Annotated in this window: 12 protein-coding genes; 8 read left to right on the plus strand and 4 right to left on the minus strand. The window is 47.8% G+C overall.

Annotated elements, in window-relative coordinates:
- The 3 genes from CJ260_RS05405 (at position 1) to glf (ending at position 3,002) form a co-directional block, all read left to right on the plus strand.
- A complete protein-coding gene (locus CJ260_RS05405; RefSeq protein ID WP_095629469.1) occupies positions 1-741 on the plus strand; it encodes an SDR family NAD(P)-dependent oxidoreductase in 741 nt (246 codons plus the stop codon).
- Positions 742-745: 4 nt separating this feature from the next.
- Positions 746-1,843, plus strand: a complete 1,098-nt coding sequence (locus tag CJ260_RS05410; RefSeq protein WP_095629470.1) for a glycosyltransferase family 2 protein — start codon at positions 746-748, stop codon at positions 1,841-1,843.
- Between the two features lie 64 nt (positions 1,844-1,907).
- Positions 1,908-3,002, plus strand: coding sequence for a UDP-galactopyranose mutase (gene glf / locus CJ260_RS05415; RefSeq protein WP_095629471.1), 1,095 nt, complete (start codon positions 1,908-1,910; stop codon positions 3,000-3,002).
- 578 nt (positions 3,003-3,580) lie between these two features.
- Here the strand turns inward: glf and CJ260_RS05420 are convergent.
- Complete coding sequence (locus CJ260_RS05420) at positions 3,581-3,994, minus strand: hypothetical protein (RefSeq protein WP_095629472.1); 414 nt, start codon at positions 3,992-3,994, stop codon at positions 3,581-3,583.
- A gap of 228 nt (positions 3,995-4,222) precedes the next feature.
- On the opposite strand from CJ260_RS05420, the gene CJ260_RS05425 reads away from it, so the two are divergent.
- Together CJ260_RS05425 and CJ260_RS05430 are read left to right on the plus strand one after the other, a co-directional pair.
- Positions 4,223-4,801 carry a bZIP transcription factor gene (locus CJ260_RS05425; RefSeq protein ID WP_158221371.1) on the plus strand — a complete coding sequence of 193 codons (579 nt, stop codon included), beginning with the start codon at positions 4,223-4,225 and terminating at the stop codon, positions 4,799-4,801.
- Positions 4,802-4,993: 192 nt separating this feature from the next.
- On the plus strand, positions 4,994-5,617 hold the full coding sequence (locus CJ260_RS05430; RefSeq protein WP_233127901.1) for a hypothetical protein: 624 nt from the start codon (positions 4,994-4,996) through the stop codon (positions 5,615-5,617).
- 81 nt (positions 5,618-5,698) lie between these two features.
- Here the strand turns inward: CJ260_RS05430 and CJ260_RS05435 are convergent, their stop codons facing one another.
- The 3 genes from CJ260_RS05435 to putP all read right to left on the minus strand — a co-directional run bounded on the left by CJ260_RS05435 (position 5,699) and on the right by putP (position 9,668).
- Positions 5,699-6,247, minus strand: coding sequence for a helix-turn-helix domain-containing protein (locus CJ260_RS05435; protein ID WP_095629475.1), 549 nt, complete (start codon positions 6,245-6,247; stop codon positions 5,699-5,701).
- Positions 6,248-6,312: 65 nt separating this feature from the next.
- Positions 6,313-8,064 carry an SWIM zinc finger domain-containing protein gene (locus CJ260_RS05440; RefSeq protein ID WP_095629476.1) on the minus strand — a complete coding sequence of 584 codons (1,752 nt, stop codon included), beginning with the start codon at positions 8,062-8,064 and terminating at the stop codon, positions 6,313-6,315.
- Between the two features lie 98 nt (positions 8,065-8,162).
- Positions 8,163-9,668: a sodium/proline symporter PutP gene (gene putP / locus CJ260_RS05445; protein ID WP_087478812.1), complete on the minus strand. Its 1,506-nt coding sequence runs from the start codon at positions 9,666-9,668 to the stop codon at positions 8,163-8,165.
- Between the two features lie 285 nt (positions 9,669-9,953).
- On the opposite strand from putP, the gene CJ260_RS05450 reads away from it, so the two are divergent.
- The 3 genes from CJ260_RS05450 to CJ260_RS05460 all read left to right on the plus strand — a co-directional run bounded on the left by CJ260_RS05450 (position 9,954) and on the right by CJ260_RS05460 (position 15,143).
- Positions 9,954-11,825, plus strand: coding sequence for an ABC-F family ATP-binding cassette domain-containing protein (locus tag CJ260_RS05450; RefSeq protein ID WP_095629477.1), 1,872 nt, complete (start codon positions 9,954-9,956; stop codon positions 11,823-11,825).
- Between the two features lie 236 nt (positions 11,826-12,061).
- The gene (locus CJ260_RS05455; RefSeq protein ID WP_095629478.1) at positions 12,062-13,522 is read left to right on the plus strand and encodes a [FeFe] hydrogenase, group A; all 1,461 of its coding nucleotides are present in this window, start codon (positions 12,062-12,064) and stop codon (positions 13,520-13,522) included.
- 313 nt (positions 13,523-13,835) lie between these two features.
- Positions 13,836-15,143, plus strand: a complete 1,308-nt coding sequence (locus CJ260_RS05460) for an S-layer homology domain-containing protein (RefSeq protein ID WP_095629479.1) — start codon at positions 13,836-13,838, stop codon at positions 15,141-15,143.
- Positions 15,144-15,146: the final 3 nt, after the last annotated feature.

Here is a 15,146-nt window from a genome sequence, read left to right on the forward strand (position 1 = left end):
ATGAAAATGTTAGAAGGGAAAGTTGCAATTGTTACTGGGGCTACCTCTGGTATTGGGGCAGCGACTGCCAAATTATTTGCAGAAAATGGAGCTTCAGTTATTTTGGCAGGACGGAATGTTGAAAATGGGATAGCGATTGAACGAGAAATTATTAATAAGGGCGGCAGCGCAAAGTTTATTCAATGTGATGTTACAGTCGAAGAGCAAGTAAAAAAATTAGTACAAGATACCATAACGTTTTATAATAAAATAGATATTTTATTTAATAATGCAGGAATTTCTGTGCCATCTACAGATTTAGACATTTTAGAATTATCTGATTGGGATAATACCTTTAAAGTTAATTTAAGTAGCTATTTTTTGCTTATTAAATATACAAAAGAATATTTAAAACTTACAAAAGGCATTATAATAAATAATGCCTCAAATTCAGGCCTTGAGAATTGCACATTAGGAGATTCCTATGCGTATAGTGTATCTAAAGCTGCAATAATTAAACTTTCTAAAATGTTGGCGAAAAATTATGCTTCTCTTGGAATTCGAGTTAATTGTATTTGTCCTGGGTTTATAAAAACCGGTTTATTGAGGCGGCCAGCAGAAGTTTATGCTCCTAATATACCTTTAGGACGGGTAGGATATCCAGAAGAAATTGCTAAAATCGTTAGTTTTTTGTCCTCTGATGATGCTAGTTATATAACGGGGGCTATATTACCAATCGACGGAGGTAAGTCTTTAAATTAAATGAATGAGTAATATAAAATTTGATGCGAATAATATTTCACCTTATTGTTATAAGAAGTTGGAAGAAAAACAAAATTGTTTTTCTATAATTAAAAATATTAAGACGGATTTATTATGGGGACAAAACTATACGAAAAATTTTGAGATTTCAATTGTTATCCCTACATATAATCGTATTCAAGTGTTAGAAGAAGCAATACAAAGTGTCCTTAGACAAAAGGTATCTTTTAAATGGGAACTGATTGTGATTGACAATACTCCTTTAGATCATAATAAAATGACCCCTGCGTTAAAAATTGTTCAAGCACTGAATAATCCGTCTATAAAATATTATCATAACCGGCAAAACATTGGCTCAGGTTATAATTGGAACCGAGCTGTTGAATTAGCTCAAGGAAAATGGATTACGTTTTTGCATGATGATGATGTGTTGTGTAGTGATGCCCTCGAAAATATTTATAAGATTATTATGAAGCCTTGGCATTTTGAGAAGCCGTTAGGTTATATTCATGCAAGAAATAAAGGGTTTACTAATACTTTTGATGAGAAAACTATTAAATTTAAACGACTTCCATTTCATTTAGAATTAACGAGATTCACTACGCTTATTTTAGGGCATACGCATACGGGAATGCCGACTTGTGGTACGACTATTCTCAAGGAAGCCTATGTAAAAGCTGGAGGAATTAATTATGACTTTGGACCAACTGCGGATGCCGTTTTAGGATATCTGATTATGAAAGATTATACTGTATTAAGAAGTGGTATGGTTTTAGGTGGCTATAGATGGGTTAATAATGAGACGTTAAAAATAAGTACGATTGAGAAATTGATATATTCAGATTCTTTGTTTGCACAATATCGGTATGGGTTGACTCCTTTTTCTAAAGTATGGGGAAAACTTTTTGCTAATGCCCAAATGCAAGATAATATCAATGCGAAACTAACTTTAATAAAAAAATATGGTGCAGTTGAGGATTGTAAAATCAGTAATTTCTTAATACGCAAGCATGTAACTCCCATTTTATTATATGTATATAAAATTATTACGTTGATATGTAAAGTAGGAATGGCAATAAAAGGTATATTGTGGTTAAGATAAATAACCGAGTCCTCCTATTTTAGGTGAGGAGATGTTTGTTTTACTTTATAAGGATCGATAGTAAATGTACGATTATTTGATAGTAGGCAGCGGCCTTTTCGGCAGCGTATTTGGCCATGAAATGGACAAGGCAGGATATTCCTGCCTTGTTTTAGAAAAGAGAAAGCACATCGGCGGCAATGTGTATTGCGAAGAAAAGGATGGAATTCGCATTCACAAGTATGGAGCTCATATTTTTCATACATCTGATAAAAAGGTTTGGGACTATGTGAATCAGTTTGTTGAATTTAATAACTATGTTAATTCTCCTGTTGCCAATTACAAAGGGGAACTATACAATTTGCCGTTTAATATGAATACCTTTTCCAAAATGTGGGGCGTCGTGACGCCTGCTGAAGCGGCGGCAAAGATTGCCGAACAGCGCACGGCCATTCAGGGCGAGCCGAAGAACTTGGAAGAACAAGCCATTTCTTTGATCGGTACAGATATTTATACAAAGCTGATCAAAGGCTATACGGAGAAACAGTGGGGACGGAGCTGTACAGAACTACCGGCATTTATCATTAAACGTCTGCCGATTCGCTATACCTTTGATAATAATTACTTCAACGATCGCTATCAGGGGATTCCCATTGGCGGTTATAATGTGCTTATTCATACTTTGCTTGACGGTATTGAAGTGCGTACTGGCGTTGATTATAATGAGCACAGGGACGAATATCGGAAATTGGCTAAGACTGTTGTGTATACAGGGCCGATTGACGCATACTTTGATTATAAGCTCGGCCAGCTGGAATATCGGGGCCTGCGCTTCGAAACGGAACGGCTGGAAGAAGAAAATCATCAGGGCGTAGCGGTCATGAATTATACGGACAGGGAAACGCCATATACGCGCAGCATTGAGCATAAGCATTTTGAATTCGGCACACAGCCCGTCACGTATATAACGAAAGAATATCCGGCAGACTGGCATCCTGGAGAAGAGGCCTATTATCCCGTAAATGACAGCAGGAATTCGGAATTGTATAATCAGTATGCGGCCTTGGCGGCTAAAGAAAAACACGTCATCTTTGGAGGACGCTTGGCAGAGTACAAGTATTATGACATGGATGACGTTATTGCCAGCGCATTGCAGGCTGTAGCAACACAAAAGGAGTAAGATAATAGACTAAATGTGTAAAGCTGTTATTTCGACAGCTGATTATGGTTTATGTTTTTGGCCTATGATTTATACAGTCGTGTCGAGTATTTTTTTGTAAATGCTAGCATTAGAAATAATGATATTAGCTGATTGTGGAATAATTTTTTAACGAGGCTTTCACGTGCTTCGTGTATCTTTTATTGTTCCTTTTGGTTTCTGCAATGTATTGCAGCGATGTATAGATACTGGATGAGTTGCTATTGGGAAAGTTTCCTATCAATTTCCTGATTTTCATGCTGCTGCTGGTGCAAATGGGCAACCAAATGCTTACTAGTGAAGACTTTAGTGGGTTAGAGTATCTGTAATGCCGTGTATCATTGGCTGGCGGATTTTGTATGGTTTCCTTATCATGGCTTAGTCTTTAAAAGTTTTTTTGCTCTTTTTTTATGTAGAACACTTTGAAAATCGTGGCGATTAAGCCTTATTAAGATTAATGTGAACAAATACATCGTTGGTATAACAAATATATGAAAAAACTCTTGCAATATAGCTTATAGTTAGTTTGCAAGAGTTTTTATTTATTCTATTATTTATTCCTAATTAGCAATAAACGGAATACCATAAGCTTTCATGAACAGCTTATTGAACAGGTCTCGGGACGAGGTGGTGGCTGTGGTGATGGGGAACCATTCTGGTTTTTTCAGGGTCAGGAGCCAGGCTTCTTTTGTTTCGTAGTTCAGCTTATAGGTTGTACGGCCGATGTTTTTCGTCGTGCCGTCGGGCGAGACGAGGAAGGAGTTGACGGACAGGACGTAAATGGGCGGCGCATATTCGTCGATGGAGAGGGTGTCGACCAGGTCGACTTGATAGTAGCCTTGGTGCATGGCTGTCGGTGCATAGTGCGGGCTTTCGTCGTAATCGTTCCAGTCCATAGCGTGTGATGCGCAGGGAAATAAAATGGCTCCGCTGAGCAGGATGGCGGCAATGCTTTTTTGCAGGATCTTTGCCATAAGGGATACCTCCTAATAATAAGTATAATTTTTGATTATATTACTATTTATTATGCTGCTTTGTCAATAGAATAATTGCTGTGGGAACATCCTGTTCCAATCGATTTTTGCAAGTGCGAGCAGTACATATAAACTTTTTGGAACGAATATTGATTTCTATATATAGGCAGATATATAATGGTCGTAATCCAATAGAGGATAGAATATTACCGGAAAGGATGACTGACGATGAGACATCAAAGGGTATCTAATATAATTATGACGGCTGTGATGGGGCTATGTGCTGTCATGGGTGCGCAGGCTGCCGATATGAGAAATCCGAGTCAGGAGCCTAATGTCGTTTCCAGCTATGAATACCAGTCTGTTTCCTATGGAAATACGGCTGACGGCAAGACCTATCATCGCGTCGTGACGAAGCGCAACGGCGTGACGGAATCGGATGTGACGACGGTCGATGGAAACGGCGGCGTTCTGACGTGGGATACGGACGACAGGGGACGCCATGTGGAAGGCTATATGAACGGCATCCAGCTGAAAGACGGCAACGTGACGGCGAATACCATAGCGGCGAAGCATGTGCAGGCTTCCGGTGCGGATTTAGGAAATATATACGGCAGACGCGTGGAAGCACCGACAGGGACGATTGGCGGCGTTGCCTTTGCAGGGCAGGGCGTTGTGAAGGGAATACAGACGGATGAAACCGATCCGACGTCGGCGGTCAGTGTAGCGTACTTGCAGCAAAAGTTAGCCGAGCTGGAAGCGGAAAACCAAAGGCTGCGGGAAGAGCTTGAAGCCTTAAAAAAGTAAAGATATAACTTCACATAACGTAAGAGCATCCCTTTGTTTTTGTGCGTCAGCGCTGTAATTGATGAGGATGCTCTTTTTTATCGCTCCAAGTTCTTGCTGTTGGCCGGTGTTTATGATATATTTATAAAATGTTTACAGTATATTTACGAATGACAGCGGCGTCTCGCTGAACTGCCGGGAGGGAGAATGGTTGTGTTGAAAGAAGGGAATTCGATGCCGGAATTGGTTTTGAAAGTCGGCATAGTTGTATATTTTTTGCTGATTGTTCCCGTGGCGTTTGTGATGCCTAATTATTTGGCATGGGAAAATGGCTTGTTGGAAATGCTGCAAAATATGGTGCTATTTTTCAATGTAATTCTTTGTTTTTCGTTTTTTCGCAAAACAACAGGACAGCGGTTTCATAAATTATGGCTGGCTGTGTCCGGATATTTTTTGCTGCTGTTTGGGCGAGAAATCAGCTGGGGGAGAATCTTTTTTCAGACAGGCATGGATGAGCATGGGCCGACGTTTATCTCTATGAGCTCTGTGCCGGGACATCAGTATATTCATGGCGGTATCTCTATTTATACAGCGATTGTGCTGGTATCTTTAATTTGGCTTGTTCCCTGGAAGAAAATTTTTCATGAAATTCCAGTGCCTAAATTGGGATTTGCTATCCTGATTGTAACGGCTGTATTAGCAGCCTGCAGCGACAAGGGGCTGTTGTTTCACTCCTATGTAGACAGCAATATAGAAGAATTGGCCGAGTTATTGTCGTATATCATGCAGGGCGGATTTGCCGCTTGGTATTACAAGCAATTTAAAATGTTGAAATAGCGTTAACGGGCAAAACTATATTCAAAAAATGAACGCCGTACATCCGATGTGTGATGTACGGCGTTGTTGTCGTATATGAGGTTAAAATGACGGCGGAGAAACGGCGAAGATGACGACGGCTGGTTCTTCGCCTACGTTTTGCCAGGTATGCTTCGTTTCGCTTTTGATGCGCACGCTGTCGCCGGCATAGAGGACGCAGGTTTCGAAATTCAGGGTCAGCTCGACGGTGCCAGCCTGGACGAGAGCGACTTCTTCTCCCTTATGGGCCAGCGGTTCCTGGCGGCTCTTGGCCTTAGGCGGCAAGGTAAGCTGCATCATTTCGATGGTGCCGTTCATGTCCGGCGTCAGGACTTCGTAATGAATGCCTTGGTCGATGAGCTGACGGCGGTTTTCCTTGCGGACGACGTCGCTTTGGATGTCGGGGCTGTCCAAAAAGAATCGGTATAGCGGTTCGTCTAAGGCGATGGACAAGAGGCGAATCGTATTCAGCGACGGCGACGCTTGCCCTCGCTCTATCTGGCTGAGCATGGACGATGTGATTTGCGACGCTTCAGCCAGTTCTTTTATCGTCAGGCCGCGGGCCAGGCGGTAGCTTTTAATTTTTTGACCTAATTGCAGTGATAAATCCATGACAGGCTCCTTTCTGTATTGATACTAGCAGACGAAGGCCTTCTTCGTCAACTATGCGGGCCGTCTCACGTCAGCTTATCCAGCTCTTCCATCATGGCCCGGCGCCGCTTGTACTGCTGCCGCCATTGGCCGACGAGGGCCTGCACGAAGGGCGGCCCGCCGGGAAGGCGTTTCATCTTGCGCAGAATCCGTACGATCTTGACGTAGCTCGGGCGGCCGAGACCTTGGACGGCGATGTCCGTGACGATGCGTTCGTAGAGCTGAAGGAGCTCGTCGGGGAAATTCGCTTTGAGGATGGATTCGTATTGCTGTACTTCCGATAGACGGCAATGCTTTTGAATGTGGCAGAGAAGGCGGTCATAGAGCTTTTCTTCGGCGTATAGTTGGCCGGCGTAGGGATTGGTTCCCCAGCTGGTCAGGATTTTTTCCCGTTGTTCCCGCCATTCCTCCGGCTTATACTGACTCTTTAATTCCCTGTACAAATCGATATTGGCGACGTGGATGGTCAGGGCTAAATCCCACAGCATTTGGAGGTAGCGTTCCTGATTTCCTGTCTTTTTGTATAACTCCTTGAGTTTTTCGCAGCATTCGCGGGCGATGTACGACGGCGTGCTGTCGGCGGCGTAGGCTTGTTCCAAGACGGCAATCGCATTGGCGTCGTCTTGCTGCCATTCGTAAAATTCGCTCAGCAGCAGGCAGACGCTGCCGTACTGTTTGTATTGGGCAATATAGGCTGCTTGTTCCTCGGCAGGACAGCCTTTTTGCTCCATCAGAAGGACATGGGTTTTTATTTTTTGCGGCAAGATGACGTTTTCAAAATCTGTCTGCCGGGCAGCTTTTTGTACTTCCTTATCGGTCAAGGCCAGCTTTTTGTCTAAAAAGTCCGGGCCGGGGAACTGCTGCAGGATAAACTGCATGGCACAGTCCTGGGCCAGCTCATACCATAGGCCGTCCTTATGGGTGTAATCGAGCTGCCGGGCTGCCCAGTCGAAGATGCGGAGCTGGTTTTCTGCCGTGCAGTAGGGAAGCAGCTTGCCGACGATTTGATAGCAGAAATCGAACAAGCACCACAGCCCGCCGTCGGAGTCGTCCATATCCGTGGCTTGCAGCTGCGACAGGGTATAATCTACCGTTTTGAAAATACCGTCTGCCGTAGCTGCGGATATACGCTGGTCCAGGGACGATAAAAAAGAGTACAGCTCTCCTGTGAAATAACTGGCCTGTTCATAATCTATATAGTCATCCCAGCCGGCGTCGGCGAAAATGCGGTCAATTTCCCGTCTCCATTCTTTCAGCAGGCCCTTAGTCATGACGTTTTGCGTGAGCATGCGGAACCGGTTCTGCAGGGCCGGATCTTTTTCTAAGATGGAGTATAAAAAGGCGCGGACCGTCAGGTCGTCGGCGTTGTGTATGAGTTCAGCGAGGATGGTTTCCTGGTCCGGCTTGCAGGTCATTCCGGGGAAATCAGGCAGAACGTCGGCTTTCCAGTCGTCTAAGACATCATCTTCTTCCTCTTCGCTTCCCCATTCCGGTTCATCGGGCTTTGCTGACAATGTGAGGTCCTCTGTTTCTTGACAGGCGAACAAGACGGCGGCCATGTGCTTGCAGTGATTGTCGTCAGCCGCGTAAGGGCAGGTGCAGGACATCGCCTCAATGATCCCGTCTTTTATATCGATTTCAACGTCATAGTCTTCCGTGCCCAAGACGACAGCTGTTATTTGCGTGTCTGTAATTTTGAGATCCTCGACGGCGGCGTCGCGGTAATACTCTGCTCCGCGATGCAGTATATGCGGTTTAAATAAGAGTTCCCAGTCCATTGTATGCCCTCCTCCTGCGCATAGTTGTACATAATAGTCTTATTTGAAGATATATCAAAACGTTGCCGTCAGGCGAGAGGGCAACGTTTTGCAGAATCTTATCGTTCATCACCTTTTAAGATGGTGATTTTTTGTTTAAAATGAATGGCTTCGTCAAACTCCTTGAGCATTTCCGGGCTTGGTTCCTTGTCCATTTTGCTGACGACGTAGATGGCGATGAGGGAGAAAATGAATCCCGGTACGATTTCGTACAGTCCCAGCCAGCCGAACTGCTTCCAAATCAGGACCGTCAGGCCGCCGACGATGATGCCGGCCAGAGCCCCGTTTTTCGTCATGCGCCGCCAGTACAGGGACAGGAGAATCGTCGGGCCGAAGGCCGCGCCGAAGCCAGCCCAGGCATAGGCGACCATGGTGAGGATATAGCTGTTTGGATTCAGGGCCAGGATGATGGCCAGGGCTGAGACGACGAGAACGGTGATGCGGCTGACGAGGATCAATTCCTTGTCGCTGGCGTTCTTACGGATAAAGGTATGGTAGAAGTCTTTGGAAATGGCCGACGCCGTGACGAGAAGCTGAGACGACGCCGTACTCATGATAGCCGCCAGTACGGCCGATAAAATCAAGCCGGTGACGAAGGGCGAGAAGAGCATCTGGCTCATGACCAGGAAAACCTTTTCCGTATCGGCGCCGGTCAGCGGGTCGATCAGCACGACCTTGCCGACGAGGCCGACGAGAACGGCCGCGGCCAGGGAAATGACGACCCAGGTCATAGCGATGTGCTTCGATTTCTTCAATTCATCGGGATTGCCGATAGCCATGAAGCGGACGAGGATGTGAGGCTGGCCGAAGTATCCTACGCCCCAGGCCAGGGAAGAAATGATGCCGATAATGCCGGCCGTGCTCGAGTCGGGCACCATATCCAGCAGCTGCGGCGCATCGGCAGCGATGCGGGTCATCGTTTCGACGGGGCCGCCGACGACGATCATGCCGACGAGAGGCACGAGGACGATAGCCAGGAACATCATGCAGCCTTGGATGAAGTCGGTCCAGCAGACGGCCATGAAGCCGCCCAGGAAGGTGTACACGACGACGACGCCGGCGCTGAGGAGCAGCGCTGAGAAGTAATCCATGCCGAAGACCGTTTCAAACAGCTTCCCGCCGGATACGAAGCCCGACGACGTATAAATCAGGAAGAAGATGAGGATAAATACGGCCGAAATGATGCGGATCAGGTTCTGGTCGTCGTGGAAGCGGTTTTTTAAGTAGTCCGGCATGGTCAGGCTGTTGTTGGCGATTTCCGTATAATTGCGCAGGCGCTGCGAAATATAATGCCAGTTTAAATAGGTGCCGATGGCGATGCCGATGGCGATCCACGACGCGGATACGCCCGTAGAGTAGGCCAGGCCCGGCACGCCCATGAGCATCCAGCCGCTCATGTCGGACGCTTCGGCGCTCATGGACGTAATCCACGGACCGAGGCTGCGGCCGCCGAGGATGTAGTCGCTCAGGTGCCGCTGGGAGCGTGAATAATATACGCCAATGAGCAGCATTGCCAGCAGGTAAATAGCAAATGCCGTAATTACGGACACATTAGATTCTAGCATGAAATAATTCCTCCCCCTGCTCAAACAGGCCGAACGGACGCATCGGCAGACCTGCTCGAGCGATTGTCTTGTAATAGCATTCTGTATATAAATAAAATAATGGTTTCATTGTACTGTACTTTTGCCCGGCAGGCAAGGGTTTTATCGTGATAAAGTGGAAAAAATTATTAAATGTATTTATAATAATAGAATCTAAATACATTTTTGATGAATTTTCCCATGCGGCGCGCCGCTGCCCGGCGAAACGCATGCCAATCACTGCATACAGAAGAATGGGAGACAGTTATGAATATACTGACGTTAGACAAGGTAAAAAAATCATACGGCATGCGGGTTCTCTTCGACGACGTGACCTTCGCCGTCGACGGCGGGCAGAAATTGGGCCTCATCGGCTTAAACGGCGCCGGCAAGACGACGCTGCTGAAAATTATCGCCGGTCTGGCTGAAGCCGACAGCGGGGAAATCTGGAAAAATCAGAAGGCCCGCATTCATTTCCTGCCGCAGGAACCGCAGTTTTTGCCGGGCCGCACCGTACTGGAAAGCGTGCTGGACGGCGACCTGCCGGTCATGCAGCTCCTGCGCCGCTATGAAGAAGCGGTCCAGCGCGGCGACGACGAGGGAGTCGTCAAGCTGACGGAAGAAATGGATGCGAGCCATGCCTGGGAGCTGGAGCAGCACGCCAAGGTCATTTTGCAGAAACTGGGCATTGACGACCTGACGCAGCGCGTCGACGAGTTATCCGGCGGCCAGCGCAAGCGGCTGGGGCTGGCCCGAGCCCTGATCATGCCCTGCGATCTTCTCATCATGGACGAACCGACGAACCATTTAGACGACAAGACGATCCTGTGGCTGGAAGCGTATCTTCGGGACAGTAAAGCGGCCCTCATCGTCAGCACTCATGACCGGTATTTTCTCGATACGGTCGTCGACTCCATGATTGAACTCGACAGGGGCCATGTGTATACGTATGAAGGAAACTATGCGGCTTATTTGGAGCTGCGGCAGGCCCGGCTGGAACAGGAAGAAGCGTCGGCAGAAAAGCGGCGCAACCTCATACGGCGCGAGACGGCCTGGATTCGCCGGGGCGCTCAGGCTCGCTCGACGAAGCAGAAGGCCCGCCGCGACCGGTACGAGCAGCTCTGCGCCATTGAAGACGGCAAGCCTGTGGAAAACGTGGAAATCTTCGATACGTCCGTACGGCTCGGCAAGACCATATTGGATATTGACGACGTGGCCTTTGCCTATCCGGGGCAGGAGGCGTTGTTCAGCGGCGTGACGTATCACGTCGTCAAGCACGACCGCATCGGCATCATCGGCGAAAACGGCGTAGGGAAGTCAACGATGCTGAAAGTGCTGTCCGGTGAGCTGCAGCCTACGGCGGGAACACTGACTATCGGCCAGACCGTCCGCTTCGGTTTCTTTACGCAGCAGCTGCCGGAGTTCGACGAGTCCATGCGGGTCATCGACTACATCCAGGAGCGCGGCCATTTCGTGACCAACCAGTTTGGCCAGCGCATATCGGCGACGCGCCTGCTGGAGCAATTTCTCTTTTCCGACGAGATGCAGTATACCTATATTTATAAACTCAGCGGCGGCGAGCGGCGGCGGCTCTATTTGCTCAGGCTGCTCATGGAGCAGCCTAACGTCCTTTTGCTGGACGAACCGACCAATGATTTGGATATACCGACGCTTACTGTATTGGAACGGTATCTCGATACATATCAGGGCGTCGTTCTCGTCGTATCCCACGACCGCTATTTCCTGGATCGCGTAGCCGATAAGCTGTTCATCATCGAAAACGGGACGTGGAAAAGATATTACGGCGATTACAGCGACTATCTGGCCGAAACCCTTGCCGTCCGCAGCGAGAAAGACGACGTGAAAAAATCGCCGGCTACGGCGCAGTCAAAGGGCGAACCGGCTCCGGCTGCCCGCAAAGTTGGCTTGACGGCCCGGCGGGAGGAAGAGCTCCGGCGTATTTTGGAGGAATTGCCGCAGTATGAAGGATTACTAAAAGGCATCAATGCGGCCATCGCAGCGGCCGGGAGCGATTACGAACAGGTTGAATCGCTCTTAAAAGAGCAGCAGGAGACGCAGCGGAAGGTCGACGAGCTGACAGAACGATGGTGCGAGCTGGAAGACTTGAAAGCGGAGTAAAAATATAAACATATGGACGGGTATGACATGGTATTTTTCGTATCTATGATAGTTTGAGCATTCATTCTTAACTATGCAAAATCAGCATAAAAATCATGTAAAAATCAGTAAATAAAATACGGTAAAGTAATGGAAATCAATTCTCTGTTTATGTTATTCTATAGGTAACGAAAAAAGTTTGTGATAAATGATTACATAGTTTGCATGTAAATATTTTTTACAAAAAGGAGAAAAAGATGTCTGTATTCCGTTCCAGATTCAAAGAACTTCAGCGGCGCGTTCCCATAGATGAACACAACTGTGCCGTTCAATTTGACGAAACTAAGTGCAAAAATTGCACATTGTGCCGCCGAGCCTGCTCCAACACGCAGAGCATCATGGACTATTACAGTTTGGCAAGTACGGGCGATATGCCGATTTGCGTCCATTGCGGTCAATGCGCTTCAGCTTGCCCCTTTGACGCTATTACGGAAGTAAACGACGTAGAAAAAGTAAAAGCAGCAATTCAGGATCCGGATAAAATCGTTATTTTCCAAACGGCTCCGGCCGTCCGCGTCGGCCTTGGCGAATCCTTCGGCATGGAGCCGGGGACTTTCGTTGAAGGCAAGATGGTCGCAGCCCTGCGGGCTCTTGGCGGCGATTACGTATTCGATACGGATTTCGGCGCCGACCTGACGATCATGGAAGAAGCGACGGAGCTGCTCCACCGCCTCCAGTCCGAAGAAATCCCTATCCCGCAGTTTACGAGCTGCTGCCCGGCTTGGGTAGAATTTGCTGAAATTTTCTATCCTGATCTCCTTCCGCATTTATCCTCGACGAAGAGCCCGATCAGCATTTTGAGCCCGGTCATCAAGACCTTCTTTGCGCAAAAGAAAGATATCGACCCGGGCAAGATCGTCAACGTCTGTGTTACGCCCTGTACGGCGAAAAAAGCGGAAATTCTTCGTCCTGAATTCAACAGCTCGTCTATTTTCTGGGATGTTCCGGAAATGCGCGACACCGATATCTGTATTACGACGCGTGAATTGGCGAACTGGATTAAAGAAGAAAATATCGACTTTGCTGCCTTGGAAGACAGCAAGTTCGATACCGCCTTCGGCGAATCGTCTGGCGGCGGCAAGATTTTCGGCAACTCCGGCGGCGTTATGGAAGCGGCTATCCGCACGGCGTACCACCTGTTTACAGGCCGTCCGGCTCCGAAGGATTTCATTCCCTTTGAAGAAGTCCGCGGCCAGGAAGGCGTCAAAAAAGCCAGCGTCGCCTTCGGCCATTTCGTACTTCACGTCGCCTCTATCAGCGGCTTGGCCAACGCTCGCGCCTTTATCGACGACCTCATCAAAAACAACGATTTCGAAAACTATTCCTTTATCGAAGTCATGGCCTGCCCCGGCGGCTGTATCGGCGGCGGCGGCCAGCCTAAGGTCAAACTGCCTCAGGTGAAAAAGGTCAACGAAGCCCGCATTGCCTCGCTGTACAAATCGGACGAAGAAACGGATATCAAAGCCAGCTGGCAGAATCCGGAAATCGAAGAATTGTACAAGCTCTTCCTTGATGAACCGCTGTCGGAAATGGCCGAATGGGCCCTTCATACCTACTTCAGCGACAAGTCCGATCAGCTGGGCAAGATGAAGAACTTGACGCCGGAAACGAACCCCATGTCTACGCGATTCAAACCGACGGTACATCAGCCGTTGTAATAGACCCATCATAGTTGAATAGAGACGTAAGACCAGCCTGACGTGTGCGGGCTGGTCTTTTTTTGCATGCGAACAATATAAATGATAAAATGAATCAATGTCTATTGACTTATGAGAATTATTCTTGTATAATTTGGTTGTCACCAAGGTAATGAAAATGCATACATGCCTTGCATATTGCCGGAGTCTATCGTTTTCACAAGAGTAAAAGAGAGGAAACTAGGCGCACTCGTCACTGAAATTGCTGAGAACGATACCCATCTGACAAATGTAAAAAAAGAAAACATATTTCATTTGGAAGGGGTAATTCATCATGAAATCAAAAGTATTCGCATCCTTAGCGGCCGTTATGGCAGTCAGCGCGACTTGCGCCTTTGCGGCCAATCCCTTTGTTGACGTACCGACAGATAGCTGGGCCTACAAATCGGTCGTAGAATTAGCTGACGCCGGCGTCATTCAGGGCGTCGACGGCCAGTACTTCCAGGGCCAGCGCAGCATTACCCGCTATGAAGCGGCGGAAATGGTAGCTAAAGCGATGGCTCATATGGATAAGGCGTCGGTGGAACAGCGGGCCCTTATCAACAAGCTTGCCGATGAATATGCCGACGAGCTGAACAACCTCGGCGTCCGCGTGTCGAATCTAGAAAACCGCGTCGGCAATATTAAATTCAGCGGCGACGCCCGCGTTCGCTTCCAGCACAGCAGTGATGCCGGCTTGAAAAATGATGATGCCTGGGATTACCGTATTCGCCTCCGCGGCGTAGCCCAGGTCAATGACCGTACGACGGCGACAGTGGGCATCAGTACAGGTGACGTAAGCTTTGGCGGCAACGGCGCGGCCAGTGAAAATGCCGACGTATTTGCCGATGACATCAAAATCGATTACAATTTCGGCAGCCCGAACTGGAATTTGAGCTTGGGTCGCACGGATACGTACGTCCTCGGCGGCGAGAACGCCTATGGCTACCAATACGGCGACGTATTTGACCGGGCCGAATTGAAATACCAGAACGATTCCTTTGCCGTAACGGCTGGCTACGGTAAATTTAAGGAAGGCGACATCGCCGGCGACAGCGAACTGACATTGGACGGTGTAAAGACCGGCTACGGTGAAATCGAAGGATTCTTCGGCAACGGCTCGGCTGTCGGCGTATACTACAATGATTTCTCTACTGCCGGAGGAAGCGACCGGACAGCTGCCGATTATTATGACGTCGACGATCTGTGGGGCGCTTATGCCAGCGTAAATGTCGGTTCGAAATGGAATCTTTTAGCAAACTACGAAAGCATCAGCCGTGATAAATCAGATGACAGTGTCAGCGATCCGAAGGTCTGGATTGGAAAGGTTACCTATGGATCGGTCAGCGAAGAACAGAAAGGCTCTTGGGATGCCTGGTTAGAATATATCGACGCGGAAAAAGGAGCACTTATTGGCGGGGCGACGAACTCCTGGCGCGACGACAGTGTTCTCAACGGCGTTACCTCGTGGGGCGTCGGATTTGATTATGCCGTAGGCAAAAACGTAGTGTTGACAGTAGGACAAACCTTTGGTACTGAAGGCAAAAACGGCTTGAAAGACCCTGACGAATTTACCGATGTAGAGTTAAATTTCTTCTTCTAAGAG

The sequence above is a fragment of the Megasphaera sp. ASD88 genome, assembly GCF_002287425.1.
In the GTDB taxonomy this organism is placed as follows: domain Bacteria; phylum Bacillota; class Negativicutes; order Veillonellales; family Megasphaeraceae; genus Megasphaera; species Megasphaera stantonii.

Coding starts and splice junctions, on each gene's coding strand:
- CJ260_RS05405 (WP_095629469.1), top strand. CDS start 1: ATGAAAATGTTAGAAGGGAAAGTTGCAATTGTTACTGGGGCTACCTCT.
- CJ260_RS05410 (WP_095629470.1), top strand. CDS start 746: ATGAGTAATATAAAATTTGATGCGAATAATATTTCACCTTATTGTTAT.
- glf (WP_095629471.1), top strand. CDS start 1,908: ATGTACGATTATTTGATAGTAGGCAGCGGCCTTTTCGGCAGCGTATTT.
- CJ260_RS05420 (WP_095629472.1), bottom strand. CDS start 3,994: ATGGCAAAGATCCTGCAAAAAAGCATTGCCGCCATCCTGCTCAGCGGA.
- CJ260_RS05425 (WP_158221371.1), top strand. CDS start 4,223: ATGAGACATCAAAGGGTATCTAATATAATTATGACGGCTGTGATGGGG.
- CJ260_RS05435 (WP_095629475.1), bottom strand. CDS start 6,247: ATGGATTTATCACTGCAATTAGGTCAAAAAATTAAAAGCTACCGCCTG.
- CJ260_RS05440 (WP_095629476.1), bottom strand. CDS start 8,064: ATGGACTGGGAACTCTTATTTAAACCGCATATACTGCATCGCGGAGCA.
- putP (WP_087478812.1), bottom strand. CDS start 9,668: ATGCTAGAATCTAATGTGTCCGTAATTACGGCATTTGCTATTTACCTG.
- CJ260_RS05450 (WP_095629477.1), top strand. CDS start 9,954: ATGAATATACTGACGTTAGACAAGGTAAAAAAATCATACGGCATGCGG.
- CJ260_RS05455 (WP_095629478.1), top strand. CDS start 12,062: ATGTCTGTATTCCGTTCCAGATTCAAAGAACTTCAGCGGCGCGTTCCC.
- CJ260_RS05460 (WP_095629479.1), top strand. CDS start 13,836: ATGAAATCAAAAGTATTCGCATCCTTAGCGGCCGTTATGGCAGTCAGC.